24 protein-coding genes are annotated in these 26,311 nt (G+C 69.4%); 9 read left to right on the forward strand and 15 right to left on the reverse strand.

Annotated features, from left to right (window positions below; genetic code table 11):
- Position 1 precedes the first annotated feature (1 nt).
- The 7 genes from uvrA (at position 2) to AC07FN_RS10935 (ending at position 5,544) form a co-directional block, all read left to right on the forward strand.
- Positions 2-2,863, forward strand: a complete 2,862-nt coding sequence (gene uvrA / locus AC07FN_RS10905; protein WP_478395450.1) for an excinuclease ABC subunit UvrA — start codon at positions 2-4, stop codon at positions 2,861-2,863.
- 578 nt (positions 2,864-3,441) lie between these two features.
- On the forward strand, positions 3,442-3,888 hold the full coding sequence (locus AC07FN_RS10910) for an SRPBCC family protein (protein ID WP_478395451.1): 447 nt from the start codon (positions 3,442-3,444) through the stop codon (positions 3,886-3,888).
- Between the two features lie 131 nt (positions 3,889-4,019).
- Entirely contained in the window at positions 4,020-4,445 is a 426-nt protein-coding gene (locus AC07FN_RS10915; protein ID WP_478395452.1) for a hypothetical protein, read from the forward strand.
- Positions 4,442-4,774: a winged helix-turn-helix domain-containing protein gene (locus tag AC07FN_RS10920; RefSeq protein ID WP_478395453.1), complete on the forward strand. Its 333-nt coding sequence runs from the start codon at positions 4,442-4,444 to the stop codon at positions 4,772-4,774. Before AC07FN_RS10915 ends, AC07FN_RS10920 begins: the two co-directional genes overlap by 4 nt.
- 1 nt (position 4,775) lies before the next feature.
- The gene (locus tag AC07FN_RS10925) at positions 4,776-4,943 is read left to right on the forward strand and encodes a hypothetical protein (protein WP_478395454.1); all 168 of its coding nucleotides are present in this window, start codon (positions 4,776-4,778) and stop codon (positions 4,941-4,943) included.
- Positions 4,940-5,236 carry a hypothetical protein gene (locus AC07FN_RS10930; protein ID WP_478395455.1) on the forward strand — a complete coding sequence of 99 codons (297 nt, stop codon included), beginning with the start codon at positions 4,940-4,942 and terminating at the stop codon, positions 5,234-5,236. Before AC07FN_RS10925 ends, AC07FN_RS10930 begins: the two co-directional genes overlap by 4 nt.
- On the forward strand, positions 5,233-5,544 hold the full coding sequence (locus AC07FN_RS10935; protein WP_478395456.1) for a hypothetical protein: 312 nt from the start codon (positions 5,233-5,235) through the stop codon (positions 5,542-5,544). Before AC07FN_RS10930 ends, AC07FN_RS10935 begins: the two co-directional genes overlap by 4 nt.
- A gap of 200 nt (positions 5,545-5,744) precedes the next feature.
- On the opposite strand, the gene AC07FN_RS10940 is transcribed toward AC07FN_RS10935, so the two are convergent.
- Positions 5,745-5,990 carry a hypothetical protein gene (locus AC07FN_RS10940; RefSeq protein WP_478395501.1) on the reverse strand — a complete coding sequence of 82 codons (246 nt, stop codon included), beginning with the start codon at positions 5,988-5,990 and terminating at the stop codon, positions 5,745-5,747.
- A 4-nt stretch (positions 5,991-5,994) separates the two neighbouring features.
- On the opposite strand from AC07FN_RS10940, the gene AC07FN_RS10945 reads away from it, so the two are divergent.
- A complete protein-coding gene (locus AC07FN_RS10945; RefSeq protein ID WP_478395457.1) occupies positions 5,995-6,525 on the forward strand; it encodes a hypothetical protein in 531 nt (176 codons plus the stop codon).
- A 217-nt stretch (positions 6,526-6,742) separates the two neighbouring features.
- Here the strand turns inward: AC07FN_RS10945 and AC07FN_RS10950 are convergent, their stop codons facing one another.
- From AC07FN_RS10950 to AC07FN_RS10975, 6 genes are all read right to left on the reverse strand, one after another.
- A complete protein-coding gene (locus AC07FN_RS10950) occupies positions 6,743-7,117 on the reverse strand; it encodes an SdrD B-like domain-containing protein (protein WP_478395458.1) in 375 nt (124 codons plus the stop codon).
- A 174-nt stretch (positions 7,118-7,291) separates the two neighbouring features.
- Complete coding sequence (locus AC07FN_RS10955; protein WP_478395459.1) at positions 7,292-9,805, reverse strand: ABC transporter substrate-binding protein; 2,514 nt, start codon at positions 9,803-9,805, stop codon at positions 7,292-7,294.
- Positions 9,806-9,895: 90 nt separating this feature from the next.
- Positions 9,896-11,374 carry a beta-N-acetylhexosaminidase gene (locus tag AC07FN_RS10960; protein ID WP_478395460.1) on the reverse strand — a complete coding sequence of 493 codons (1,479 nt, stop codon included), beginning with the start codon at positions 11,372-11,374 and terminating at the stop codon, positions 9,896-9,898.
- Positions 11,371-12,222, reverse strand: a complete 852-nt coding sequence (locus AC07FN_RS10965; RefSeq protein ID WP_478395461.1) for a carbohydrate ABC transporter permease — start codon at positions 12,220-12,222, stop codon at positions 11,371-11,373. Before AC07FN_RS10965 ends, AC07FN_RS10960 begins: the two co-directional genes overlap by 4 nt.
- The gene (locus AC07FN_RS10970) at positions 12,219-13,130 is read right to left on the reverse strand and encodes a carbohydrate ABC transporter permease (RefSeq protein ID WP_478395462.1); all 912 of its coding nucleotides are present in this window, start codon (positions 13,128-13,130) and stop codon (positions 12,219-12,221) included. The genes AC07FN_RS10965 and AC07FN_RS10970 overlap by 4 nt, the downstream gene beginning before the upstream one ends.
- A 111-nt stretch (positions 13,131-13,241) precedes the next feature.
- Positions 13,242-14,528, reverse strand: coding sequence for an extracellular solute-binding protein (locus tag AC07FN_RS10975; protein WP_478395463.1), 1,287 nt, complete (start codon positions 14,526-14,528; stop codon positions 13,242-13,244).
- Between the two features lie 270 nt (positions 14,529-14,798).
- Between AC07FN_RS10975 and AC07FN_RS10980 the strand changes: the two genes are divergently transcribed.
- Positions 14,799-16,688, forward strand: coding sequence for a glycoside hydrolase family 5 protein (locus AC07FN_RS10980; RefSeq protein ID WP_478395464.1), 1,890 nt, complete (start codon positions 14,799-14,801; stop codon positions 16,686-16,688).
- 52 nt (positions 16,689-16,740) lie between these two features.
- Here AC07FN_RS10980 and AC07FN_RS10985 read toward each other — a convergent pair whose 3' ends face one another.
- From AC07FN_RS10985 to AC07FN_RS11020, 8 genes are all read right to left on the reverse strand, one after another.
- Positions 16,741-17,289, reverse strand: a complete 549-nt coding sequence (locus AC07FN_RS10985; RefSeq protein ID WP_478395465.1) for a DUF1062 domain-containing protein — start codon at positions 17,287-17,289, stop codon at positions 16,741-16,743.
- A gap of 230 nt (positions 17,290-17,519) precedes the next feature.
- Entirely contained in the window at positions 17,520-17,726 is a 207-nt protein-coding gene (locus AC07FN_RS10990; protein ID WP_478395466.1) for a hypothetical protein, read from the reverse strand.
- A 68-nt stretch (positions 17,727-17,794) separates the two neighbouring features.
- Positions 17,795-18,955 (reverse strand): lactonase family protein, encoded by a 1,161-nt coding sequence (locus AC07FN_RS10995; protein WP_478395467.1) that lies wholly within the window; start codon positions 18,953-18,955, stop codon positions 17,795-17,797.
- A 92-nt stretch (positions 18,956-19,047) separates the two neighbouring features.
- On the reverse strand, positions 19,048-19,347 hold the full coding sequence (locus AC07FN_RS11000) for a DUF6506 family protein (protein ID WP_478395468.1): 300 nt from the start codon (positions 19,345-19,347) through the stop codon (positions 19,048-19,050).
- An 85-nt stretch (positions 19,348-19,432) separates the two neighbouring features.
- Positions 19,433-20,557, reverse strand: coding sequence for a hypothetical protein (locus tag AC07FN_RS11005; protein ID WP_478395469.1), 1,125 nt, complete (start codon positions 20,555-20,557; stop codon positions 19,433-19,435).
- 925 nt (positions 20,558-21,482) lie between these two features.
- Positions 21,483-22,898 (reverse strand): GntP family permease, encoded by a 1,416-nt coding sequence (locus AC07FN_RS11010; RefSeq protein WP_452615900.1) that lies wholly within the window; start codon positions 22,896-22,898, stop codon positions 21,483-21,485.
- Between the two features lie 142 nt (positions 22,899-23,040).
- Positions 23,041-24,627, reverse strand: a complete 1,587-nt coding sequence (locus AC07FN_RS11015) for an N-acyl-D-amino-acid deacylase family protein (protein ID WP_478395470.1) — start codon at positions 24,625-24,627, stop codon at positions 23,041-23,043.
- A 298-nt stretch (positions 24,628-24,925) separates the two neighbouring features.
- Positions 24,926-26,161 carry an amino acid deaminase gene (locus AC07FN_RS11020; protein ID WP_478395502.1) on the reverse strand — a complete coding sequence of 412 codons (1,236 nt, stop codon included), beginning with the start codon at positions 26,159-26,161 and terminating at the stop codon, positions 24,926-24,928.
- Positions 26,162-26,311: the final 150 nt, after the last annotated feature.

The following is a 26,311-nucleotide window of genomic DNA, read 5'->3' on the forward strand; positions in this document are numbered from 1 at the left end:
CGTGGCTGACCGCCTTGTCGTTCGCGGCGCCCGTGAGCACAACCTGCGCGGGATCGACCTGGACCTGCCCCGAGACAGCCTGATCGTGTTCACCGGGCTGTCCGGCTCCGGGAAGTCGAGCCTGGCCTTCGACACCATCTTCGCGGAGGGACAGCGCCGCTACGTCGAGTCGCTGTCCGCCTACGCCCGCCAGTTCCTCGGCCAGATGGACAAGCCCGATGTGGACTTCATCGAGGGCCTGTCCCCGGCGGTGTCGATCGACCAGAAGTCCACCAGCCGCAACCCGCGGTCGACGGTGGGCACCATCACCGAGGTCTACGACTACCTGCGGCTGCTGTACGCCCGAGCAGGCAAGCCGCACTGCCCGGCCTGCGGCGAAGCGATCAGCAAGCAGACCCCGCAGCAGATCGTGGACCAGGTGCTGGAGATGCCCGACCGGGCCAAGTTCCAGGTGCTGGCCCCGGTGGTGCGCGGCCGCAAGGGCGAGTACGTCGACCTGTTCGAGCAGCTGCAGTCGCAGGGCTACGCGCGCGCCCGCATCGACGGCGTGGTGCACTCGCTGGACGCCCCGCCGAAGCTGAAAAAGCAGGAGAAGCACGACATCGCGGTGGTCATCGACCGGCTCACCGTGAAGACCGGCGCGAAGCAGCGGCTCACCGACTCGGTGGAGACCGCGCTGCGGCTGGCCGACGGGCTGGTGCTGATCGAGTTCATCGACCTCGACGAGGACGACCCGAACCGGGAGCGGAAGTTCTCCGAGAACCTCGCCTGCCCCAACGGCCACCCGCTGGGCGTGGACGAGCTCGAACCGCGGTCGTTCTCGTTCAACTCGCCCTACGGGGCGTGCCCGGAGTGCGCGGGCCTGGGCATCCGCAAGGAGGTCGACCCGGAGCTCGTCGTGCCGGACGAGGAGCTGTCGCTGGCCGACGGCGCGATCGCGCCGTGGGCGGGCGGGCACACCGCGGAGTACTTCACCCGGCTGCTGACCTCGCTGTCGGAAGCCATCGGCTTCCGGATGGACGCGCCGTGGCGGCAGCTGTCCACCAAGGTCAAGAAGGCGGTGCTGCACGGCACCAACGACCAGGTGCACGTCCGCTACAAGAACCGCTACGGCCGGACCCGCTCCTACTACGCCAACTACGAGGGCGTCATCCCGTTCCTGGAACGGCGGCTGGAGCAGACCGAGTCCGACTACGCCCGCGAGAAGTACGAGGGCTACATGCGGGACGTGCCGTGCCCGGCCTGCGACGGCACCCGGCTCAAGCCGGAGATCCTGGCCGTCACGATGGAGAACGACGAGCGCGGCGAGCTGTCCATCGCCGAGGTCAGCGCGCTGAGCGTGCGCGAGTGCGCCACGTTCCTGGACGGGCTGGTGCTGGGCCCGCGCGAGCAGATGATCGCCGGGCGGGTGCTCAAGGAGGTGCAGGCGCGCCTGGGCTTCCTGCTCGACGTCGGCCTGGACTACCTGTCGCTGGACCGCGCGGCCGGGACGCTCTCCGGCGGCGAGGCGCAGCGCATCCGGCTGGCGACCCAGATCGGTTCCGGCCTCGTGGGCGTGCTCTACGTGCTGGACGAGCCGTCGATCGGGCTGCACCAGCGGGACAACCACCGGCTGCTGGAGACCCTCAGCCGGCTGCGGGACCTGGGCAACACGCTGATCGTCGTCGAGCACGACGAGGACACCGTGCGCAGCGCGGACTGGGTGGTCGACATCGGGCCCGGCGCGGGCGAGCACGGCGGCCAGGTCGTCCACAGTGGACCGTACAAGAAGCTGCTGGAGAACAAGCAGTCGCTGACCGGCGCGTACCTGGCGGGGCGCAAGCAGATCCCGGTGCCCGAGGTGCGGCGCCCGCGCGACCGCAAGCGGCAGCTGACGGTGGTCGGGGCGCGCGAGCACAACCTGCGCAAGATCGACGTGTCGTTCCCGCTGGGTTGCCTGGTGTCGGTCACCGGCGTCTCCGGATCGGGCAAGTCGACGCTGGTCAACGACATCCTCGCGTCGGTGCTGGCGAACAAGCTCAACGGCGCCCGGCAGGTGCCCGGCAGGCACACGCGGATCAAGGGCCTGGAGCACGTCGACAAGCTGGTGCAGGTCGACCAGTCGCCGATCGGCCGCACCCCGCGGTCGAACCCGGCCACCTACACCGGCGTGTTCGACCACATCCGCAAGCTGTTCGCGGCGACCACCGAGGCGAAGGTGCGCGGCTACCAGCCGGGCCGGTTCTCGTTCAACGTCAAGGGCGGCCGGTGCGAGTCGTGCGCCGGTGACGGCACGCTGAAGATCGAGATGAACTTCCTGCCGGACGTGTACGTGCCGTGCGAGGTGTGCAAGGGCGCCCGGTACAACCGGGAGACCCTGGAGGTGCACTACAAGGGCAAGACGATCGCCGAGGTCCTCGACATGCCGATCGAGGAGGCCGCGTCGTTCTTCGAGCCGATCAACGCCATCCACCGGCACCTGAAGACGCTGGTGGACGTGGGCCTGGGCTACGTGCGGCTGGGGCAGCCGGCGCCGACGCTCTCCGGTGGTGAGGCGCAGCGCGTCAAGCTGGCCAGCGAGCTGCAGAAGCGGTCCACCGGCAAGACGGTCTACATCCTCGACGAGCCGACGACCGGCCTGCACTTCGAGGACATCCGCAAGCTGCTCGGCGTGATCAACGGCCTGGTGGACAAGGGCAACACGGTGATCGTGATCGAGCACAACCTGGACGTCATCAAGACGGCGGACTGGGTGCTGGACATGGGCCCGGAGGGCGGCTCCGGCGGCGGCATCCTGGTGGCCGAGGGCACCCCGGAGGAGCTCGCGGAGATCGACGAGAGCCACACCGGCCGCTTCCTGGCCCCGGTGCTCTCCGAGAACTGACCCATCGACGCGGCAGAACACCTGCTGTCCAATCGGACAGCAGGTGTTCTGCCAGGTCAGGCCCGGGTGTAGTGCACGCCGATCGCGCCATCGGGCAGGACGGTGGTCTGGGCCAGGGACCAGTTCGAGGCGGGAATTCCCGCCTCGAACAGGCGCAGGCCGCCGCCAAGCAGCGCGGGTCGCGGGGTCGCGGGTGATGCCCGGCCAGACGGAGTAGAACCCCTCGTAGTTCGTGCGCCCCAGCAGCACCGTGCTCACGCCGCGCCAGATGCCCTCGAAGTGAGCGGCCGACGCTTCGTGCTTCACGTGCTCGTAGAGCCAGTTGTCGTGCGCAGGGCCCTCCACGCCGCTGGTGTAGCCGTCCATGGACGTGGTGGCCCACGCAATGACACGTCGACTCGTCTCCGGGATCGTCGTTCCTCTCGATTTCGGCTTCATGAACCTGGACCTGTCGACAGGATGGAACTCATCGCCGCGGGGAGAAGTTCTCCGATCCGCATCCGCAGGTTCGCCGCCACCGGTGAGAAGGCGTCTTCCGCGTGTCGGGTTCGTTACCCCGGCTGACTAGGTTCGGCGGCATGGCGCAGAACAAGTTCTCGGTTTCCGGCAGCGTTGTCGTGCAGGCCCCGCCGGAGGCGGTTTTCGCCGTGCTGGCAGATCCGCGCAAGCATTCGGTCATCGACGGTTCCGGCACGGTGCAGGGGGAGATGAGCGGCCCGGAACGGCTGGTGCTCGGCTCCAAGTTCGGGATGCGGATGCGCAGGGGCGTCGGCTACCGGATCACCAACACCGTGGTGGAGTACGAGGAGAACCGGCTGATCGCGTGGCGGCACATGCTGCCCGGCCGGTGGCGGTACGAACTGGAGCCGGTCGGCGACTCGGCGACCAAGGTGACCGAGACCTACGACTTCACCACGATGCTGCCGAAGCTGGTCGCGCGCACCGGCCTGCCGAAGCAGAACCAGCGGTCGATCGAAGCCACCCTGCAGCGCCTCAAGGACCACTTGGAGGCCGAGCAGGCCTGAAGCTGTCGAAGTCGGGCGCCTCCGCACCGTTCCCGGTGCGTAGGCGCCCGCCTCTTCGCCGACCAATGGCAAGTAGGTGTCGCATCGACATCTATTTGACAAGTTGGAAAGTAGTTGCGAACGTAGCTGTCATGAACCAGGTGCAGATGGATGCCGCCGCGCAGCTGGCGCGGGCGGAACGGTTGGGAGCCGAGGCGCGTCGCGGCGGCCGCTGGTACGTGCGGTACATGCTGGTGTTCGGGGTCGGGTCCTTCGCCATGGCAGCGGTCTTCGCGTTCGTGGACGGCAAGACCGCGGCGTTCGTGACGATGCCGCTCTGGATCGCTTTCGTCGTCGCCATCTCCGTCTGGTCGGCCACCCGCAAGGTGGGGATGCGCGGATTCGGGGCGCTCCACGGCACGGTCATGCTGGGGTGGACGCTGGCCTGGATCACCACGATCGTCGCCGGCAGCAACTGGATGCCCGACGTCTGGCAGTGGTGGATCGGCGGCGGGGTCGTGATGGCCGCGATCGCGTTCGCGGGGGCCGGTGTCGCGCACCGCCGGAGCCGAGGATGAGCGGCGGCGCGCACCCCCGGCACCAGCTGGACGATCTCATCCACTCGCCGGTGCGGTTCTCCATCGCCGCGACGCTCGCGGCGGTCGACCAGGCCGAGTTCAAGTACGTGCGCGACATCATCGAGGTCAGCGACTCGGTGCTCTCCAAGCAGGTGTCGACGCTGGAGGGCGCGGGCTACGTCAAGGTGAAGAAGGGCTACGTCGGCAAGCGCCCCCGCACCTGGCTCAGCCTCACGGCGAAGGGCCGCCGGGCGTACGAGGCGCACCTGGCGGCGCTGAAGGCGATCACCACGCAGCCGGCGGCGGAGCCGGCCGAGGAGCGGGGCTGACATGAGCGCAGCGAACATCGCCGCGATCGCGGCGGAGCTCGTCATCATGATCGGCGGCCCGATCGCCGCGGCCGTCTGGATCCGCCGGCGGTTCGCCGTCCCGCGTCGCGTTTTCTGGATCGCCGCGGGATTCTTCGTCGCAACCTCGTCGTCAACGTGCCGCTCGTGACGATGGTGTGGCCGTCGCTGTTCGGCGCGGGCAGCTGGGCGCTGCTCGCGGCGGCCTCGATGACCTACGCGGTCTGCGAGGAGGTCGCCCGGTACCTGAGCTTCCGCGCGGGTCGGAGCATGCGGGAGAACAGGACGGCCGCCGCGTACCTCGCGGGCATGTGGACGCACTGGGCCGTCACCGCGAACGGAAGGGGATTTGAGTACACGTACTCATGTGTAGAGCGGGCCGAGACGGCATGCTGGGCCGAATGCGGTCGGCAGGTGATCGGGGACAGCCGGAAGTGGGTATGAAGCGCGTGAGCAAGCCGTCGATCGGCCAGCAGGTTGGGGTCGGCGTGGGGCTGCTCCTGATCGATCTGATGATGATCGCTTGGCTGCTGTACGGCTACGGGATCACGGGGTGGGCCGACAACTTTGACGGCGTCAACGCGCCGAATGCGCCGCAGGTTGCGCTGCAAGCGGTGTGGCTCCTGGCCGGCGGCGCGGTGGTCACGGGTGGTGGTCTGCTCGCCCTGCGATGGCGTATCCCCGGCATCGTGCAGCTATTGCTCCTGGGCGGCGGAGCGGGGGCGTTCGTCCTTCTCGCAGCGGATTTGTAGTGTGCGTAGGGCCACGGCACCGAGAAACAAGCCGGATGAGCCAGGCACTCGCCGAAGCCGAGGCACCCACAGCTCATGCCGGACTGGGTGCTCGCGGGAAAGGTCAAGCCTCCGAGTGCCCAGCCAACCACCGCGTCCGGTTCCAGGTCCGGCCGGGTCTGGTCGGCGGTGACCCGCCTCAGCCTGAGGACGCAAAATCCTCACTGATCCGCGTTGCTCAGCCGACCGGTCCTCGCGCCATGAGAGGCCGCAGGTTCGAGCAGCGACAACATCTGCTGCTGCGCATCGAGGGCGACGCGGATGCCGACCGGCATCGGCAGATTCGGCCCGGCATGGCCGAACTCGACGTTGCCCAGGACCGGGATGTCGATGTGGGACGGGATGCAACCTGGTCGAGGTCTGCTGCGTCCCAGGTGTCGATTGCCAGCACCTGGAACGGAGCCCAGCGACGTGACCGTCCTCTACCGGATCTCCATCGATGAGAATGCCGACGCCACCGTGCGCGGTCGCTTCCACATGATCAACCCCGATGCGGGGATCCTCCCGGAAGAGGACGACGACCTCCTCCCGCTGGAAATCATGATCGACGCGTGGCGCCGAATGAAGGACGGGAGCTTCTTCGTCGGCGACGGGCTCGGGGACGACAGGCTCCCCGTGTCCTTCGAGCAGGCGACCGCGATCGCCGACGGGCACGTGCTGAGGGACGCCTTCGAGAAGGAACTCGACGACGAGGCGGAACCGGACGAGTACTTCTTCGATCGGATCGACGAGATCATCGAGTCCTCCGAAGTGAGCGAAATGCTGAACACGCCTGCCTTCTGGGAGGCCGACGGCTTCTGGGACGCCGCCACCGACGAGGATTTCCCGGAAGACATCGACGCCTACCCGTACGTCGAGTTCACCTTCACCGCTTGCGACGCCCGATACGTCGCGCACCTGACGCCCGGCACGCACTGGGCGACGGCGCAATACTGCGACTAACGCTGCCCCGAACAGCAAGAACCGCAGGTCAGCACCGCGCATTCGTAGCAGGTCGAATGCGCGGTGCTGCTGTCGCAGGCCGTTCACGGTGTGGCGACCTGGTCGTCAGTCACCGCCGCAGTCTCGGCGGGGTTGATCTCGCGCCGGTGTTCGGGCCAGGAATTCCGCACCGGGCACGTGGTCATCATCTATCCACAGTGGACATACAGTCGCGTCATCACTGCATGCCGAAGTTCTGAATCACGTCGACACCGCCCTCGCCGAGCGAGCCCCCGACGGCCCACGGCGTGGTGTGGACGTGTCCGGCACCGTCGAACTGGACCGAGTACTTGCCCTTCTGGGTGAGATCGGCGAAGCGGTAGTGCCCGTTCTCGTCGGTGACGGTCGAGATCGTCGAACCATCGCTGGTCAAACCCAGGGATACCTTGAAGCCGGCCGCGCCGGGCTCGCCGGGTTGCTGCTGACCATCTCCGTTCAGGTCGAAGAAGCCGACTCCGGACACCGAGCTGGTCGGTTCTGCGGCATAGGCCGGCAATCCGATCGCAGTGGCCAGCAATGGGGCCGCGACCAACGCGGTCAGGACTCGTCGCACAGGATCCTCCTCGGCAGTGGACGGCGAACGGCCGTCATGGACATGTCCCATCCGAAGACCGCCACGATGCGGCCGGTCTTCACCCTTGCGACGCACGCGACGGCCTGAGGTTGCCTGGATCGCGTTCCGCCGCCGCGAGTGCCGGGCATTCCGCCGGGGTGCCCGGCACTCGCATCATCTGGGGCAGGTGGGGGACGGCTCCGGCGTTCTGCCGCAGTGCATCACGGGCTCGGGCGCCCGGCCGCTCTTGCCCTCCACGCGCATCACCGAGATCGCCTTCCGCACCGGGACCTGCCCGGTCGGCGAGCCGAAGTCGATGGGGCCGCTGATCGCGCGGATGCCTTCGGGGTTCTCGCTGAGCCGCGCGATCCCGTACCAGACCGCCAGGCCGTTCAACGGTGTCGTTCCGACGTCGGCCTGTCCTTCGGTGACCTTCTGCACCGCCTGCCGGACGAGGTGGACGGCGTCGAAGGCCAGCATCGACCGGCCCGCCAACCCGTCGTCGCCCGGCAGCACGCGCTTCCCGGTGAAGTCGATGTAGTCGAGCTGGATCCCCTCCCGCAGCTCCCGGTCGAGCAGGAACTTCGTCGCGTCGTCGCCGGCCATCAGCTTCGGCATGTTGGCGTCGCCGACGCACCGGTCCTGCACGGCGCTCAGGTAGTTGCTGAAGTCGTCCGCCCGCGCCGTGTACAGGGCCAGCGATTCGGGTCCGCACTGCACGGCGTCCGACGGGATGCCGTGCTGGGTGTTCTGGAGCTCGGCCGAACCTCCCAGTTGCGCGTCGACGTCGAGCGCGAGGTTCCTGCTGTAGGTGTCGGCTTCGTCGTAGAAGACGGTGACGTTCTTGCTGCCCAGGTCCCGCACGTGCTGCGCGATGACCTCGGATTCCCAGTGGTTCGTCGGCCCCACCTGGTGGTAGAGCCTGCTGAGGCCGGGGAAGCTGTCGGCCGAGGTCACCGTGCCCACCATGGCCAGCCCGCTGCTGCCCAGCACGGTGATCGCGTCGCCGGTCTCCCGCCAGCTGCCACCCAGCCCGACGACCGCCACCGCCGGTGCTTCCTGCCGGGGCTCGGCGAAGTCGACGATGTGCTCGGCGACGGCCTCGGCGTGCTTCATCTTCGCGCCGCCGTTGGCGAGCACGATCCGGATCGCCACGCGGTCGTTGATCCGCGCGCTCCGCTGGGCCTCGGCCAGCCCCTCCAGCTCCGCCGCGACCCCGTCCAGCGTCGACGAGTCCGGATCCCGGCCGGTGAGGGTGCTGAAGTAGACGATCGAGAAGTACGCGACCTGCTTGCCGTCCGCCACCGACCGCTGGTGCAGGTCCGCGGCCTCGGCGTTCTGCTGGTTGATCCGGTCCTGCGCGGCGATGAGCCGATCGCGCAGGGCCGGCTCCGAGATGTCGGCGGAGAAGCGGTGTTCCGAGTCGGCGATCCCGACGCATTCGCCGCCGGTCGACCACAGCGCGGTGTTGGTCCACGGCCACCAGCTCCGGCCGCAGTGGCCGTAGTACTGCTGCAGGTAGACGCCGCCGCCCCCGAGCACCAGCAGGACCACCAGCAGGATCGGGATGCGGCGCAGCAGCTTGGAGCGCTTCAGCGGCAAGGTCGTCTGGCCCAGCGAAACGCCCGGCTCGTCCTCCGTCGACGGCGGTTCGTCGGCCACCCGCAGCGTCACGTACCAGGCGGTGTTCGAACGCTTGCGCCGCGCTTCCTGCAGCGTCTCCGGCCAGCTTTCGAGGGTGACCGGCGCGCTCGGCGTCTCACTGTCCTGCAACGGTTCCCGGCCGCTGCCGATCACCAGCAGCGGATCCGGCAGGCCGGTCTCGTTGCGCACGTCGTTGATGAGCCGGACCAGCACCTTGCCGACGGTGTCCTCGCCGAGGTTGCGCAGCAGCAGGACCGGGTAGCAGTCCTTGGGCACCCACTGCCAGCGCCACAGCCGTCGCGCGTAGGAATCGGTGAGGTCCGCCAGGAACGCGTGCACCAGGAGTTTCCGCACCTGTTCGGCGTTCTCCCAGCGCGACGGCGTGGTGATCAGGCGCTGCGCGAAGCTCGGGAAGTCCGCGGATTCGCCCGGCGACAGGTAGCGCTGCCGCATGAACCAGCGGGCGGCGCGGCTCCGGCGCACCCACCACGCGTAGTAGAGCGGGAAGAACGTCAGCGACAGCACGAAGAGGTACCAGGGCAGGCTCTGCGCGGCCGACTCCCACAGCGCGGCCTCCTGCTGCTGGGGCTGGCCGCGCCGGGGCCGGCGGCTGCGGAGGTATTCGCGCAACAGCTGGCGGGTGTGCGAATGCGGGGCCTGGGCCAGGTTCGTCGGCGGCAGGTTCTTCTTCAGCAGCCAGCTCAGCAGCGCGTACCGGCGGAAGCGCAGCCGGCCGATCCGCGGCCAGGAGTCGGCGTCGCGCAGCCCCTGGGCCGCGTTGTCCAGCAGCTTCCGGATCTGCACCGACTTCTGCCGCGGCGTCTCGGCGGGCGTTCCGCCGACGTCGAGCACCACGTGCGGCACGATGGTGCCGAGGTGGTCGGAGAGCTGGTCGATGAGCCGACCGGAGGCGTTCTCGCGCAGCAGGTGGATGATCGGCTGGTCCGGGAGCTTCTCCACGCGGCGTCGCCGGACCCATCGCCGCCCGAGGCGGGACGGCAGACGGGTGACCGGAACTCCCTGGCTCACGGGTGCTTCCGTCATCCTCACCTCCGGTGACCGGTAGATCATTCAACGTGACGTTACCGGTGGCCGAGGCGAATCCGAACGGATTTCAGGGTTTTCTCCGCCGGCTCACCGCGGCCTGCCGGGCACGCCGGGGCGGGTCTGCCAGGGGAGCGGGCCGCCGAGCGGGCGGTATTCGACGCCGTAGGCGTCCAGGCGGGGCAGGTGGTGGTCGACGAGGCGGCGCCGGAAGTCGGCGAAGTCCCGGTCGCTGCTCCAGGCGACCTCGGCGAACGCGGTCAGCCGCGGGAAGGTGGCGTAGTCGACGCGGCGCGGGGTGTCCAGGTGCTCGGTCCAGACCTGCGCCTGCACGCCGAGCGCGCGCTCGGTCAGCGGTTCGTAGGCGTAGACGTCCTCGAGGGTGGTGTTGAAGCCGACCGGGATGGGCTCGTCGGGGTGGTCGGACTGCCGGTGGTCGAAGTAGAGGTGGTGTTCCGGGCACAGCACCACGTCGTGGCCGCGCTCGGCGGCGCGCAGCGCGGTCCGCTCGTCGCGCCAGGTCGCGATGATGGTCTGCGGCGGCAGCGGGTCGACCGACTCCAGGATCTCGTCCCAGGCCGATGCCCGGCGCCCCTGGGCGTGGATGTGCTCGACGAGTGAGCGCAGGAAGGATCCGTGCTCCGGCGTCACGCCCGGGACCTCGTCGCCGCCGATGCAGATCACCGGCGACGGGAAGACCTCCATCAGGTGGTCCAGGACGGCGCGGTAGAAGTCCAGCGTGGCCGGGTCGGTGTTGAGGATTTCGTCGCTGACGCCCCAGGATTCCCAGACGCGCGGCCGCTGCGCGGTGCCCAGTTCCGGGTAGGCGGCGATCGCGGCCTGGCTGTGGCCGGGCACGTCGACCTCCGGGACGACCGTGATGTGGTGCCGGGCGGCGTGGGCGACGATCTCCCGCAGGTCGTCGCTGGTGTAGAAGCCGCCGTGCGGGCGTTCGTCGAACTCGGGCTGCTCGCCGCGGCCGACCATCGAGCGCCGCCGCCAGGCGCCGACGCGGGTCAGGTTCGGGAACCGCGGCACCTCGACGCGCCAGCCTTGGTCGTCGGTCAGGTGCAGGTGCAGGACGTTGAGCTTGTGCATGGCCAGCAGTTCGACGAACCGGAGGACTTCGCGCTTGGGCAGGAAGTGCCGGGCCACGTCCAGGTGGCAGCCGCGCCAGGCGAACCGCGGCCGGTCCTCGACCCGGCCGCACGGCAACAAGCACCGTCCATAGTGGATCAGCGCGCTCCGGTACGCGGCCGGGCCGAGCAGCTGCCGCAGGGTCTGCGCGGCGTGGTGCGCGCCGGCCGAGTCGTGCGCGACGACTTCCACGCCGTCCGGCCGGATTTCCGCGCGGTATCCGCCGGGCGTGGACTCGGCCGGGTCGACGCGGAACTCGATCGTCGGCCGCGCCGCGTCCGGCAGCGGCAGCCCGGTGGCGGCGCCGACGTGCCGCCGGAACCAGTCGGCCGTGGTGGGTTCGCCGCCCACCGTGGTGTCCCGGTCCAGCTCGAACATCCCCGCGGCCGGTGCCACCAGCGCGGGCTTCGGTACCAGCGAGTCCCAGCTCATCCCTTCACCGCCCCGGCCAGTCCGGACACCAGGCGTCGCTGCACCACCACGAAGAAGATGAGCACCGGAATCGTCATCAGCGTTGAACCGGCCATGATCGCGCCCCAATCGTTGCCCTCAGGTGTGAAGAACACCAGGATCGCCATCGGCAGCGTCTGGTTCTCCGACGCCGAGATGATGAACGTCTTGGCGAACAGGAAGTCGTTCCAGGCGTGGATGAACGAGAGCACGCTGGTGGCCACCAAACCCGGTGCCACCAGCGGGAAGAGCACCTGCCAGACGAACCGGGTGCGGCTCGCGCCGTCCAGCGTCGCGGCCTCCTCCAGCTCGTCCGGGACGGCCGCGACGAACCCGCGCAGCATCCAGATCGCCAGCGGCAGACTGAACGCCAGGTGCACCAGAACGAGTGAACCGAGGTGGTTCAGCCCGAGCGCCGGGGCGACCGAACCGACCTCGCGCATCAGGAAGAACAGCGGGATCGTCAGCGCCTCCACCGGAACCATCTGCGCCACCAGCAGCATCAGCAGCAGCACGGTGCGGCCGCGGAAGCGGAACCTGGTGAGCGCGACGGCGGCGAGGAACGACATCAGCAGCGAGACCAGTACGACCGCGCCGGCCACCAGCAGGCTGTTCACGAAGTACCCGCCGAGTCCGTCCACTGTGAACACGCGGCGGAAGCTGTCCAGGGTGGGGGTGAAGGTCCACGGCCGGGGATCGGTCGAGAGCAGCTCGCCCTCCGGCTTGAAGGCCGAGAGCACCATCCAGTACAGCGGGAACGCCACCACGACCGCGATCAGCACCGCGACCGAGTTGGCGGCGAGCAGCCTGGGCTTGCGCAACGCACTCATACGAATGCCTCGTCCTTCCGCTGGGCCCGCAGGTAGGCCAGCGTGATCAAGATCAGCAGCACGGTCATCACCACGCCGATGGCCGAGCCGAGCCCGTAGTTCGAGCCCGCGAAGGCCGACTGGTACGCGTAGACGTTGAGGACCATGTTCTGCCCGGCCACGCCGCCGCCGTTGGTCATCACGTAGATCTGGGTGAAGATCTTGAAGTCCCAGATGATCGACTGGATGGTGGCGATGACCAGCACCGGGCGCAGCATCGGCAGCAGCACGCTGCGCGCGGTGCGCCAGGTCGACGCCCCGTCCAGCGCCGCGGCCTCCACCACCTCGCCCGGGATCCCGGTGAGCCCGGCGTAGGTGGTGACGAGCACGAACGGGAACGAGCACCAGATCACCTCGGCGGCGACCAGGCCGAAGGCCACGAACTTGTCGTAGGTCCAGGAGAAGCCCGCCGCGCCGTCGATGCCGACGCCGGTGAGCGCCTCGTTGACCAGGCCGAAGTCCTGGTCGAACAGGAACAGCCAGACCGTCGACCCGGCCATCGCCGGGGTGGCCCAGGCGCCGATGGCGGCCAGGAACAGCAGCAGCCGCGGCAGCGGGCTGATCCTCGTGGCCAGCACCGCGAGCGCGATGCCGACCGCCATGCTGCCCACCACGCAGACCGCGGCGAAGACGCAGGTCTGCACCAGGATCGTCCAGAACTGGCCGTCCCCGAGCAGCGTCAGGTAGTTGTCCGCGCCGAGGAACACCACCGGCGCGCCGCCGGACGCCTGCGCCTGCCCGTACTCGTACAGGGAGATCTGCACCAGCTGGTAGAGCGGGTAGCCCATCATGCCGATGAGCAGCAGCGCCGCCGGTGCGAGGTAGAGCAGCGCGGCCATCACACCTGACCTCGAACCCGTGTTGCGCATCGGTGCGGGCAGCGGAGCCGCTCCGGGACGGGCGCAATTTCCATTGAAATTGGACCTTCAATTTCAATGGAAATTGCGGATCCGCTGGTCCGTCGTGTCGAAACCGGCATCTCAGTGACCTTCGAAGACGGTGGTCATCTGCTTGGCCGCGTTGCCGGTCGCCTCGTCGACGCTGGTGCCGGTGACGATCTGCTGCACCATCGTCGGCAGCACGCCCTGCGCGTCGACCTTCGACCAGGTCGCCGAGGTGGGCACGAACCGGGTGCCCGCCTGCAGCGTCCGCACGAACGGTGCGACCTTCGGGTCACCGGCCGCGAGTTCCTGCTGCACGTCGGTGAAGGTCGGCAGGTTGCCCATCGCCGCGTACATCTTGCGCTGGTACTCCTTGCCCGCGAGCAGCTGCACGAACTCGCGCGCCAGCGTGGCGCGCTTGGACGACTTCATGACGCCGAGCATGTTGCCGCCGGCGAAGGCCGGGGCGACCGAACCGGCGGTGTTGCCGGGCAGCGGCACGACGGCGTACTTCCCGCCGGCGGCGCCGGCGTCGACCGCGGCGCGGTTGAAGTCGCCGCCGATCGTCATCGCCGCCTTGCCGGAGGCGAACGCCTGCACGGCCTGGCTGCCGGTCAGGTCCGCGCACTGCTCGCGCGGGCACGCCCCGCCGGTGATCAGCGACGCGTAGGCGTCGACGCCCTGGCGGGCGGCGGCCTGATCCACAGTGGACACCCACTTCTCGCCGTCCTGGCGGGCCAGGTCGCCGCCGTTGGCCCAGATGAACGGCATCAGCGCGTAGTGGTACTTGCCGCCGATGGAGATGCCGTACATGTCGGGGCGGGCGGTGCGGATCCGCTGCGCGGTGTCGGCCAGTTCCGCCAGCGTGCGCGGCGGCTGCAGGCCCAGCTCGGCGAAGACGTCGGTGCGGTAGTACAGCGCGCGGATGCCGGTGTACCAGGGCACGCCGTAGACCTTGCCGTCGACCTTCGCGGTCTCCAGCACGGACGGGTTCAGGTCGCGGGATTCCGGCCACTGGCCGAGGTTCCCGGTGAGATCGGCCAGGCCGGCGGCGGCCACGTACCCGGCCACGTCGGTGTTGCCGTACTCGGCGACGTCCGGCGCGCTGGCCGGGTCGTTGAAGGCGCCGGTGAAGCGCTGCGACCGGGTGTCCACGGGGATGTACTGGACATCCACCTGCACGCCCTGGTGTTCGGCTTCGAAGCGGGCGACCGCTTCGTCCACAGTGGCCTGCTTCGGGCCGCGGTTGGTCTCGTCGAACAGCCAGACCCGCAGGGTTCCGGTGCGTTCGTCCTCGGTGGGCGCGGACTGCTGGACCTGCGGCGGGCCGCAGGCCGCGAGCAGCGCGCCGACGGCGGCGACGGTGATGACTTTCCAGGCGCGCATGGGGATTCTCCGTTGCATCATGTGCAATTCCCGTTTTGCATTGAGCAATCGGATCGTAAGGACCGGTTTCCCCGAAGGCAAGGTCTGAACCAATCATCGCTCGTCCGGGATCGTGTCGTTGCGCCGCCGCGGCCGGTTCGCGATTTGGCTTTTCCCGGAGAAGAACGGGAAAAGCGTTGATTTCACAGATCATTTCGCCCGCTGATCCCTGCGAGGATGGGGTTCCCGCCGCCGATCCGCGAAATCGTTCGACCTGATTGGGAAGCCGACTTGGGAGACGCACGCATGATCGCCGGGGTGCTCGCCGCCGTCCTCGCGCTGCCGCAGCTGGCGCCCGTCCAACCGGTCGCCGAGGCGAAAACCGGGAAAATCGAGGAAGCCTGGGCCGGGCCGCTGCGCACCGAAGGGCGCTACATCGTCGACGCGGGCGGGAACCGCTTCAAGCTGAAGGCCGGGAACTGGCACGGCGCCAGCGGAACCTGGAGCGGCAGCGGCGACATCGCCGACCCCGCCAACCACCACTCGGGGGAGAACAGCAGCGGCATCCCGCTCGGCCTGGACCGGGCCCCGATGCGCGAAATCGTCGGCAGCTTCCGGGAACTCGGGATCAACAGCATCCGGCTGCCGTTCTCCACCGACATGATCGACGACCCGGCGACCGTGCCGGACGCGGCGGTGGCCGCGAACCCCGAACTGCGCGGCAAGACCCGGCTCCAGGTGTACGACGCGGCGGTTTCCGCGCTTACCGACAGCGGTTTCGCGGTGATCCTGAACAACCACACCAACACGACCCGCTGGTGCTGCGGCCTGGACGGCAACGAGCGCTGGAACACCAGCCAGAGCGACCAGAAGTGGGAAGAGGGCTGGCTCTTCATGGCCAGTCGCTACCGGGACAACCCGCGCGTGGTCGGCGCGGACCTCTACAACGAGGTGCGCCGCGACCTGATGGACGACCCGAACTGGGGGCTCGGGGACAACCACGACTGGTTCGCGGCGTCCCAGCGCGCGGGGGACCGGATCCTGACCGAGGCCAACCCGAACCTCCTGATCATCGTCGAAGGCATCAACTGGACCGGCATCCCGCTGGACGGCCTGCCGCACGGGCGACCGACGCTGGAGCCGGCGCGCACCCTGTCGCACACATTGGTGGCCTCGGGAAAGCTGGTGTACTCGGCGCACTTCTACGGCTACACCGGCCCGAACCACACCGGCGCCACCGGCATGGGGGAGACGCACGATCCGCGGTACCGGGACATGGACCGCGACCAGCTCTACGACGTGCTGCGCCGACAGGCGTTCTTCATCACCGAGGAGGGGCAGCACTTCACCGCGCCGCTGTGGATCAGTGAGTTCGGCGTGGGTGGCCGTGACGAGCAGGACCCGAAGGAGCGGGCCTGGTTCGGCAACTTCGTGGACTTCCTCGTCGCCAACGACACGGACTTCGCCTACTGGCCGCTGGTCGGCTGGCACGAGAACCGGCAGGGCAACGGCTGGGGCCTGGTGCACTGGGACGCCGCGGGCAACCGGATGTTCGTCGACGATGGCGACGACTGGCGCGCGGAAGCCTGGCACCGGCTGGTGAACGCCGAGGCGAGCCCGGCGAAACCGGTCGATACCTGGCGGATGCTGGACGTGGACCACGGCGACCTCGTGCAGTCGGCCCGCCTGCGGGCCGAACCGGATTGGGACCCGGGCGCGGGAAAGGCGGCCTGCCCGGACGGTCAGCGCCTGATCGGCCTGAGCCACACGGGTTCCCGGGGCCTGTGCACCGACACCGGAGGCGGCGGCTGGGATGCGGGCTACGAGGTGGTCCGCGACGAGCGGCACGTGACCGACGACTGGGCGCCGGGCTTCACGAAGTTCCAGTGCCCGCCGGATTCCTTCGTCGTCGGCTACGCGACCAGGGGCGCAGACCTGTCGTCAACGGTGTGCGGCAAAGTCGCGAACCAGCTCGGAACGACCGAGAGAGCGGTCTGGTTCGACAGGGCGGACGCCCGCCCGCCGGAGGCCCGCGGCGGAGACTTCGCAACGGGCCACTACAAGGGACAGTGCGCGGACGGCGAGTACATCGCGGGAGTCGCCTTCAGCGCCCGAGCCGGCTCCCTGGCGAAGGAACCCGACGCGCTGCTGTGTCGCACCTGGAGTTCCGCGCGGGAGTGATCGTGGGCCTGCCCGGCGGATCACGCCGGACAGGCCCCGTCCCCGGGAGGACTCAGTGCTTGAGCGTGAAGGTGAAGTCCCCGGAGAGCTTGCCGCTCAGGCGGACTGCCGATACGAGGTTTCCCTCGGTGATCAGCCTCTCGACCTCGGCTCGCGAAAAGCCGAAGCCTTCAGCGATCAGTCGCACCGGCCGGACAGGGATCCGCGCCGCAAAGCGGACCGTGACCTCGATCGCCTCGTCCTCCAGCTGATCCGATCCGCCGGTGTCGAGGCGCCAGGCGTTGTCCCAGTCGAGGGCGATGCGATTACGGCGCCGCACGACCGGGTCCTGGAGCAGCTCGGCCGTCAGGTCAGAGTCGTTGTGGTGCAGCCGGTCGAGCAGCTCGGGTCGTACGGAGCGCACGTTCATTCGCTCCAGGACAGTGAGCTTGGTGGTCTCCCCGCAAACGGTGCACAGCGCGAGGAGCCAGACGTCGAGGAGCTTGTGGTTTGCGTTGACGCGGAATTTGCCGCTTGCCTGGAAGCGCTCGGAGGCGCACGCGTGGCAACGGCGGAGAATGATAGGCAGGCAGGTGGGCACGACCACCCAGGTTTTGGACATAGAAGTACACCAGTTCCAGTGAGAAGTCCGCAGCGAAAAGGAGCGCAGCGCACATGGGCGACGCGCAACGAATCAGCGCTCAGGAGGTCTCACTGGGTGTACAACGGCACGTCCTCGACAAGGCGACAGGGCGGGAGCACGGTAACAGCACAGGGAAGTGCGACTCCACTGGTTTTCGGGCGAGGCGGTTGTGCTGCCGCCCTTGGAGTTCCGTCCTGGGTGATCGGGTGTCAGACCGTGGGTTCCAGGTCTGCCGGGAGGATCTGCTCGGTGAGCAGGCGGCGGACCCTGGCTCGGTCGGCTGCTTCGAGCCAGGTGTCGAGCAGCCGCCAGCCGTGGAAGTAGCCCAGCACGTACAGGGCCATCCCGCTGGCGCGCAGTGAGCCCAGCGCCGCGCCGGCTTCGGCGTCGGAGAGCAGCGCCCAGCGCGTCGACACGATCCTCGACGGGATCGAGGCCCGGCTCGGCACCTAGCGCCCAGCCGGGCCACCGCGGCAGGAACCGGTCAGCCGTGGAACGTGATGGCGGCGACCGAAGGGCAGGCGTAGCTGTCCTGGGTGGGGGTGAGGACCCCGGTGCCGGGGTCGCGGGCCAGGCGGGTGATCGTGCCCGCTCGCTGGTTCGCCACGAACAAGGAGGTCTGCTCCGGGTCCAGGGCAAAGTGCCGGGGCCAGCTGCCGCCCGTCGGCGTCGTGCCCTGGAAGGTGAGGCCCGCTTCGTCGATGGCGAACGTGGCGATGTTGTCGTCCCCCCGGTTGGAGGCGTAGGCGAACTTCGCGTCGCGGGAGATCGCGATCTCCGCCGGGAAGTTCTCGCCGGACGCGTCGGGCTCGCGGGTGCCGACGACCTGGCCCGGGGTGAACCGGCCGGCCTCCGGATCCCAGTCCAGCACCGTGATCTCGGACTTCAGCTCGGCCAGCAGGTAGGCGCGGGTGTAGTTGAACGCCAGGTGCCTGGGTCCGGTGCCCGCCGGGAGCTCCAGGTGCTGGTGCTGGGTGAGCTTGCCGGTGGCGGTGTCGAAGGCGTAGACGAACACCGCGTCCGCGCCGAGGTCGACGGCGACGACCCACCTCTTGGTGGGGTCCACGAGCACCTGGTGGGCGTGCGGCTGGGAGCCGGGGTGCTTGACCAGGTCGGTGGACTCGCCGATGCTGCCGTCGGCGTTGCGGCGGTGCACGGCGACCGTGCCGTCGGTGTAGTTGGCGGTGAACAGGAACTCGCCGCTGGGGTGCATCGCGATGTGCGTCGGGCCCGCGCCGCCGCTGGGCTGGCTGTTGAGCACCACCGGGTGGTGCGCGGAGAGGTCCACCGCGGTGATCGTGCCCTGCGGGATCTCGTTGGTGACGTACAGGAACTTGTGGTCCGGCGACCAGGCGAAGAACGACGCGTCGGGCACCCCGTCGACCACTCCGGACGGTTCGAGCACGCCGGCCTCGTCGCGGATCGCGACCTCCAGGCCGCGGCCCGGCGGGTTCGCCGAGGTGTAGCTGCCGATGAGCGTCATCAGGCCCGCTTGGTGGTGCGTCGCCGGCGCGGCGGGGTGCGGCGCGGCGGCCGGGGGTGCCGCGCAGGCGGTGCTGGTCGTGGCGATCCCGGCCGCGCCGGCGAAGCCGACTGCGCCGACCGCGGTGAGGAACCGGCGACGCGGCATTGCGTTGTCCCGCACGATGTTCTCCCTGTTCGGTGGATGATCGCGGGTCAGTCTGCCGCATCGCGCCCGATTGGACTAGACCAAAACGGCCTAAGGTTCAGACCAGGTCAAGAGAAGATCGCGTGCACCTGGTCGACAGCCTCTGGGCCGTAGCCGACGGTGCCGACGGGGACCGCGCCATCGATCGCCTCGATGATCCGCCCGGCCCACACCGGCCCAAACCCGCCGCACAGTTCGATCAGCTGCGCACCCTCCGCCACCAGGCGACGCGCGACCTCGACGCCCTCCTCGGGCTTGGCCACGCCGACGAGCACGGTGCGGCACTCGCCGGTGTCGACGACGTTGAAGTCGCCGCCCGAAGTGCTGCCCGCTGCCGTGTAGATGAACCCCCAGTGCGTGAGCGCCATGTGAACCTCCGTGGTCGTGATCGTCAACACGACCAGCCAAGCAGAAACCCGGCGGGCGCGGAGGTGATCCGCACCGTGTTCGCGGTCAGCGCAGCGCCGCCGCGCGCTTCGCGGGTTTCGCGGCGGGAGCGACGTCGGCGCCCGGGTTGCCGCCGCAGGGGCCCGCGGTGCTCCAGTCCGGATCGACGTCCCGGCACGCGCCGGCCGCCTTCTGCGCCTGCACCATCTCGGCGACGTCGGCGAGCAGGCGCTTCGCGTCGTAGACGATGCCGTTGCGGATCGTCCACTGCACGCCGCCGATGCGCTTGATGTCGCCGGTTTCGGGGTCGAGCCGGGGAGTTCCGGTGCCGTACAGCGTTTTCAGGTCCTGCAGCGGGTTCTCGCCGACGATCGCCAGGTCCGCCAGCAGGTCCTCCCGGACGAGCCCGAACTCCGGCGCGGTACCGGTCGGCTCGGCCAGCGTCTGCGCGGTGCCGTACGTCATCGCCTCGATGGCCTCGATCGGCGACAGCCCCGCCTCCCGCAGCATTTCCAGCTCGGCGATGTTGGCGAAGCCGTACAGGTTGTAGATGAAGCCCGGGTCGGTGCCGCCCGCGATCCGGCCGCCGATCGCCTTGTAGTCGTGGACGAGCTGCATGTACTGCAGGTAGAAGCGCTTCCAGCGCACCTCGTCCTCGGTGCGCCAGTCGTAGTAGAACGAGCCGTGCGCCTCCGGGCTCGGCTCCCAGAAGTTCCACAGCGACGGCAGCGCGAACCGCGGATGCCACTCCAGGCCGCGCGCCCGCAGCAGGTCCCGCCCGGCCAGGTAGACGCCGAACGTCGGCCCGAACGTCACGCCGTTGTCCAGCTGCCGCGCCAGGTACGACCGCCACTGCGGGGAACCCGGCGGGAAGGTGTAGTCGATGACCTCGGCCACCGCGCGCCAGCGCGACGCCTCGTTCTCGTAGTCGTAGTCCGGCGGCTTCGGGTGTTCGCGGCCCTCCTTGAGCAGCGCCTCGAAGTGGCCGTAGAAGTGGGTCACCGTGCCCAGACCGAGCCGACCGGTTTCCAGCGCGTTGAGCTGCGGGTAGATCGGCGGCGAGTGGTGCATGGTGGTGCCCAGCCCGTGCCGCTTCGCCCGGGCGATCGCGGCCTCGATCTCCGGCCGCCCGTACGGGCCCTCGCCGAAGAACTTGATGCCGTCCACGCCGTGCCGCGCGGCCCAGTCCACCCAGCGGCGCGCCTTTCCGGCGAATCGACCGGGCCGTCCTCCCAGCCGCTGCCCGGAGTCTGGTAGTTGACGATGCGCGGCGCCACGATCTCGTTGCGCTCGCTGCGTTCCTGGTCCGCGACGGCATCGGCGTTCTTGGTCAGCGAAACGCCGCGCACCGTGGTGACGCCGTGGCCCAGCCACAGCTTGTACGCGTAGGTCCGCGGCGAACCGCCCGTGCCGCTGTGGGCGTGCTCGTCCACGAACCCGGGCAGCAGCCACATGCCCGTCGCGTCGATCTCGTGCTCGGAGTCGTGCGGCGCCCGGTTCGGCGCGAGCGGTTGCGACGGCGCGCCCGCCGGGATGATCTGCTGGATCCGGTTGCCCGCGATGACGACGTCCACCGGGCCGCGCACCTCGCCGCCGGTCCCGACGATCACGTTGACGCCGCGGACCACGAGCTTGCGGAACGGACCGAGCCCTTCGCCCGGGCCCCGCGGCGGGGTCGGCGCATCCGCAGGGATCAGCGCGGCGGCGTCCGCCAGCGCCGGCGTAAACCCCACCAAACCCGCTGCGGCACCAGCGGATCGAAGCAACGACCGTCTGCTCAGGCCCATGCGGACACTCCTCGCGTCGGCGTCGGTGAACCCGTTCCTCAGTTGACAATCCGTTGAAGATTACGGGCATTTCCGACGCCGCAGCAAGGAAATCGGCGTCCTTCCGGCCGTTCGGCCCAGCGGTGGCTACCGGGGTCGTTTCGGGATGCGGCGTCAGCCGCATGCGGTGTGGGACTCGGCTCGCACCGCCGCGGGTTCTCAGGCGTCTTCTCGCGAGGACAGCCCCGACGTGGTGAATTGGCATTCATGATGTCGGGGATCCCACAGCGAGAAGGCGTCTGAGGTTCCGCTACCCGCACCGCCGCGCAAGCCCATTGAAGAAATCATCTCTACGGAACCAGCGCGCTGAGCAGGGCCGCCATCGCGAAGCCCACCACCGACAGGATCGTCTCCAGCACCGTCCAGCTCTTCAGCATGTCCTTGACCGGGATGCCGAAGTAGCGGCTGATGATCCAGAAGCCGCCGTCGTTGACGTGCGAGGCGATGATCGAACCGGCGGCGATGGCCACCGCGATCAGCGCCAGCTGCGCCTGCGAGTAGTCGCCGGCGTGCAGCAGCGGGGCGATGATGCCGCCGGTGGTCACGATCGCCACCGTCGCCGAACCCTGCGCGATGCGCAGGCCGCTGCTGATCACGTACGCCGACACCAGCACCGGCAGCCCGGTGGACTGCAGCGACCCGGCCAGCGCCTCGCCGACGCCGGTTTCGGCCAGCACCTTGCCGAAGAACCCGCCCGCGCCGATCACCAGCAGGATCATCCCCAGCGGGCGCAGCGCGGCGCCGGTCAGCTCGGAGATCTCCTTGCCGGTCATCCCGCGCCGCGTGCCCAGCAGCCAGAACGACAGCAGCACCGCGATGGTCAGCGCCACGGTGGGGTTGCCGAAGAAGGTCAGCACGTTCAGCGCGGTGCTGCCCTTCGGCAGCATGACGCTGCCGAAGGTGGCGCCGAGGATCAGCACCATCGGCAGGCCGATGATGAACCCGACGGTGCCCAGGCTCGGATCGCGGCGGCCCTCGGCGGCGTTCTTCTCGGCGACCGCGTCGGCCGCGGCCAGCATGTCCTCCGGCACCGGCAGGTGGATGCGGTTGCCGATCCAGACCGGGTAGAGCAGACCGCTGGCGATGAAGGCCGGGATGCCGCAGGCGAAGCCCATCAGGATCACCCAGCCCAGGTCCACCCCGAGCAGCCCGGCGGCCACCACCGGGCCGGGGTGCGGCGGCAGGAACGCGTGCGTCATGGACAGCCCGGCCACCAGCGGCAGGCAGTACAGCAGGATGGACCGCTTGCCCTGCCGGGCCACCACGTACACCAGCGGCGCCAGCACGAAGATGCCGATGTCGAAGAACACGGGGATGCCGAACACCAGGCCGGACAGGCCCATCGCCAGCGGCGCGCGGCGCTCGCCGAAGGCGGCGAGCAGCCTGCGGGTCAGCAGCTGCGCGCCGCCGGAGGCCTCCAGCATCGAACCGAGGATCGTGCCGAGGCCGACGATCGCGGTGATGTGCCCGAGGATTCCGGCGAAACCGCCTTCCAGCAGCGATTCGCTGCTCTTCTGCGCGGTGCCGACGATCTCCTGGACCGACAGGCCGGCGGCCAGCGCGATCAGCAGCCCGGAGACGATCAGGGCGATGAACGGTTCGATGCGGAACTTGATGATCATCAGCAGCAGCACCGCTATGCCGACCGCGCACAACGTGAGCAGTCCGGAGGTCTCGTGCTGCAGCCAGTGGAGGAAGGTGTCCACTGCGGGGCTCCTAGGGAGGGGGAGGGGAAGGGGCCGAGCTTCGGGGGCCAGCTTGGTCTTGAGCGGCGCAGCCGCTTAGCCCACGCACGCAGCTCGCACCGCGACCCGCACCGCTAAGCGGAACGAGCCCGGAGATTCTTTTTCAGGCGGGCTTGCGCAGTGCGCGGCCCGGTAGGGCGTCGGTGCGGTGGCCGTCGTCGATCACCGGCACGCCGTTGACCAGGACGTAGGGGATGCCGGCCGCCTGCTGGCGGGGCTCGTCGAAAGTCGCCGTGTCGGCGACGGTTTCCGGGTCGAACAGCACCAGGTCCGCCGCGAATCCCTCGCGGACCCGGCCCCGGTCGGTCAGGCCGAGCCGGTCGGCCGCGCGGGCGGTCAGGTGCTGGACGCATTCCTCCAGCCCCAGCACCCCGAGCTCGCGCACGTAATGCCCCAGGTAGCGGGGGAAGGTGCCCCACGCGCGCGGATGCGGGCGGGCCCCGACGAGCAGCCCGTCGCTGCCGCCGGTGTGCACCCGGTGGCGCATGATGGCCTGCACGTTCTCCTCGTGGCCGACGTGCATCAGGCACGAACTGCCGAGCTCCTCCGACACCAGCACGTCGAAGTAGAACTCGGTCGGCTGCTGCCCGGCCGTGCGGGCGGATTCGGCGACGGTGCGCCCTACCAGGTGCGCGTTGCCGGCCCGCCGGACGCCGTTGATCTCGATGGTGTCCCACTCGACCGGCACGCCGTGGCAGCCGTCGGAGCCCTCCTCCTCCAGGACGACGCGAATCCTGGCCCGCTGCGCCGGATCCCGCAGCCGCTCCAGGGTCGCCGCCACGCCGCCCTCCATCGCCCAGCTGGGCAGCAGCGCGTGCAGCGAGGTGCTGCCCGGCAGGTAGGGGTAGGTGTCGAGGCTGATGTCGCAGCCCCCGGCGAGCGCTTCGTCCAACATGGACAGCAGGTCGGCGGCCCGGCCCTTGTTGACGCTGAAGTTCATGGTGGCGTGCGCGAGGTGCAGCGGGCAGCCGGTGGCCCTGCTGATCTCGATCATCTCGGCGTACGCGGCCAGCGCGCCGGCGCCGTAGCTGCGGTGGTGCGGGCTGTAGAACCCACCGCGGGCCGCGACCACCTCGCAGAGCGCGGCGAGCTCGCCGGTGTCGGCGTACATCCCGGGCGTGTAGGTCAGCCCCGAAGACATGCCGAAGGCGCCCTCGTCCAGCGATCGCGCCAGGACCTCGCGCATCCGGTCGAGTTCGGCGTCGGTGGCCGCGCGGTCGTCGTAACCGACGCACAGCAGCCGCAGCGTGCCCTGCGGCACCAGGTACGCGGCGTTGGCGGCGATGCCGGTGTCGAGCCGGTCGAGGTATTCGGCGACGCTGCGCCAGTTCCAGTCGAATCCCGGCGGGTCGTCGTTCCAGCCCGCGATCTGGGCGCGCACCGTGGCCAGTGTGGCGTCGTCCACGGGTGCGTAGGACAACCCGTCCTGCCCGATGACCTCCAGCGTCACGCCCTGCGACACCTTCGCGGTGTGGTCGGGCGCGGCCAGGATCTGCAGGTCCGAGTGCGCGTGCATGTCGATGAAGCCGGGCGCGAGCACCAGGCCGCCGGCGTCGATCGAGCGCTTGCCGCTCAACCGCCCCGGCCCGGCGATCTCGGCGATCCGCCCGCGCTCGATCCCGACGTCGGCGAGGTAGCCCGGGCCGCCGTCTCCATCGACGACCCGAGCCCCGTGGACCACAATGTCCATAGTGGAACCCTTCAGAATCAGGAATTCTTTCCAGCGGCTTGCGTTGCGGTGCAGGTGGCGGAACCTCAGAAGCCTTCTCGGCTCCGGGATCCCCGGCTTATGTATGACCAAATACGCGGCGCCGGGGCTGTCCTCGCGAGATAGCCCGGGGTGCGGGGTGTCCCCGCGGGACACAGTTGAGAACCCGCGGCGGTGCGAGCTGAGTCCCACACTGCAAGCGGCTGCCGCCGCTTCTTGAAAGAAACCTCCCAGTTCGGTCCTCGTCGCACCCAGAGGTGCGTGCGATCGCGCGGTCGTCCTAGAAGAACGTGCGCACCAGGTCGATCACGGTGTCGCCGTCGACGACCGGGATCAGGGTCCACTTGTCGAACACCGTGCAGGGGTGCGACAACCCGAAGCCGATCCAGTCGCCGATCTGCAGATCGGCGCCGCGCACGGTCAGGAACGCGTGCTGGTCGGCCAGCGACGTCACCTCGCACGAACCGGCGGCCAGCTCCCGGATCTCGCCGTCCGCGCCGCGGATCACCTGCGGTTCGGGCAGGTCCTGGTCGAAGGACACGTCCCGGCGGCCCATGGTCAGCAGCGCCAGGCCCTCCTCCGGCCGCGAGGTGACCTGCGCCCACACCCGCATCGCGGGGTGGAACGGCCGCTCCTCGCCCGTCAGCCGGTGCTCGCGGCCGAACGGCGAGCGGACCCGGTAGAAGCCGTCGTCGTGCAGCAGGTATCCGCCGCTGCGCAGCACCGGCACCACCGGCAGCCCGGCGGGCCACGGCTCGGTGAACGCCTCGGCGACCTGGTCGAAGTAGGCGCTGCCGCCGCAGGTGACGATCACCTCGTCCAGCCCCGAGAAGTGGCCTGCCTCAGCCAGTTCCGCGACGAGCTCCCGCAACCGGCGCATGTATCCGTCCACAGCGGACAGCGACTGCTCGCTGATGTCGTGGCCGAGCGCGCCTTCGTAGCCGCCGACGCCGACGAGCCGCAGCATCGGGCTCTCCAGCACGAGGTCGGCGATCTCGCGTGCTTCGGCGAGCGTGCGCGCGCCGGTCCGGGCGCCGTCGCTGCCCAGCTCGACCAGCACGTCGACCTGCCGCGACGCGCCGTGCCGGGCCAGCGCCCCGGCCATCAGCTGCACGCCGCGCACCGAGTCCACGAAGCAGCTGAACTCGAACTCGGGGTGGGCGTCCAGCTCGTCGGCCAGCCACGCCAGACCGCTGGGATCCAGCAGCTGGTTGGCGAGCATGATCCGCTCCACGCCGAACGCCCGGTAGACCCGCAGCTGGCTGAGGTTCGCCGCGGTGATGCCCCACGAGCCGTTCGCCAGCTGCAGTTCGAAGAGCTGCGGAGCCATCGTCGTCTTGCCGTGCGGCGCGAGCTGCAGGCCGTGCTGGGCGCACCAGTCCGCCATGGTCCGCAGGTTGTGGCGCAGGGCCGCATCGTCGAGCACCAGCAGCGGGCCGACGAAGCCCGCCTCGTGCAACTTCGGGCGCTGCGCGAGGAACTCGCCGACGGTGCTGCCGAAGGCATCGGACGGCATGCCCTTGAAGCGCCAGTCGATGCGCTCGTCGTGCAGCGCTCGCACCGCTGCGGTGTTGATCCCCCGTGTCGACACGAAGGCCTCCTATTGCGTAGACTGCAACGCCAGTTGCATAAAATGCCGGGTAGGTATGTACCATCAGCAGCGCAG

It is taken from the genome of Saccharopolyspora sp. NPDC045941, assembly GCF_056431445.1.

Excerpts from the sequence above, each read along its gene's own strand:
- AC07FN_RS10910 (WP_478395451.1), top strand. The coding sequence starts at position 3,442 with ATGGCGCAGAACAAGTTCTCGGTTTCCGGCAGCGTTGTCGTGCAGGCC.
- AC07FN_RS10915 (WP_478395452.1), top strand. The coding sequence starts at position 4,020 with ATGAACCAGGTGCAGATGGATGCCGCCGCGCAGCTGGCGCGGGCGGAA.
- AC07FN_RS10920 (WP_478395453.1), top strand. The coding sequence starts at position 4,442 with ATGAGCGGCGGCGCGCACCCCCGGCACCAGCTGGACGATCTCATCCAC.
- AC07FN_RS10925 (WP_478395454.1), top strand. The coding sequence starts at position 4,776 with ATGAGCGCAGCGAACATCGCCGCGATCGCGGCGGAGCTCGTCATCATG.
- AC07FN_RS10935 (WP_478395456.1), top strand. The coding sequence starts at position 5,233 with ATGAAGCGCGTGAGCAAGCCGTCGATCGGCCAGCAGGTTGGGGTCGGC.
- AC07FN_RS10955 (WP_478395459.1), bottom strand. The coding sequence starts at position 9,805 with ATGACGGAAGCACCCGTGAGCCAGGGAGTTCCGGTCACCCGTCTGCCG.
- AC07FN_RS10960 (WP_478395460.1), bottom strand. The coding sequence starts at position 11,374 with ATGAGCTGGGACTCGCTGGTACCGAAGCCCGCGCTGGTGGCACCGGCC.
- AC07FN_RS10965 (WP_478395461.1), bottom strand. The coding sequence starts at position 12,222 with ATGAGTGCGTTGCGCAAGCCCAGGCTGCTCGCCGCCAACTCGGTCGCG.
- AC07FN_RS10970 (WP_478395462.1), bottom strand. The coding sequence starts at position 13,130 with ATGCGCAACACGGGTTCGAGGTCAGGTGTGATGGCCGCGCTGCTCTAC.
- AC07FN_RS10975 (WP_478395463.1), bottom strand. The coding sequence starts at position 14,528 with ATGCGCGCCTGGAAAGTCATCACCGTCGCCGCCGTCGGCGCGCTGCTC.
- AC07FN_RS10985 (WP_478395465.1), bottom strand. The coding sequence starts at position 17,289 with ATGTCCAAAACCTGGGTGGTCGTGCCCACCTGCCTGCCTATCATTCTC.
- AC07FN_RS11000 (WP_478395468.1), bottom strand. The coding sequence starts at position 19,347 with ATGGCGCTCACGCACTGGGGGTTCATCTACACGGCAGCGGGCAGCACT.
- AC07FN_RS11015 (WP_478395470.1), bottom strand. The coding sequence starts at position 24,627 with ATGGACATTGTGGTCCACGGGGCTCGGGTCGTCGATGGAGACGGCGGC.
- AC07FN_RS11020 (WP_478395502.1), bottom strand. The coding sequence starts at position 26,161 with ATGCCGTCCGATGCCTTCGGCAGCACCGTCGGCGAGTTCCTCGCGCAG.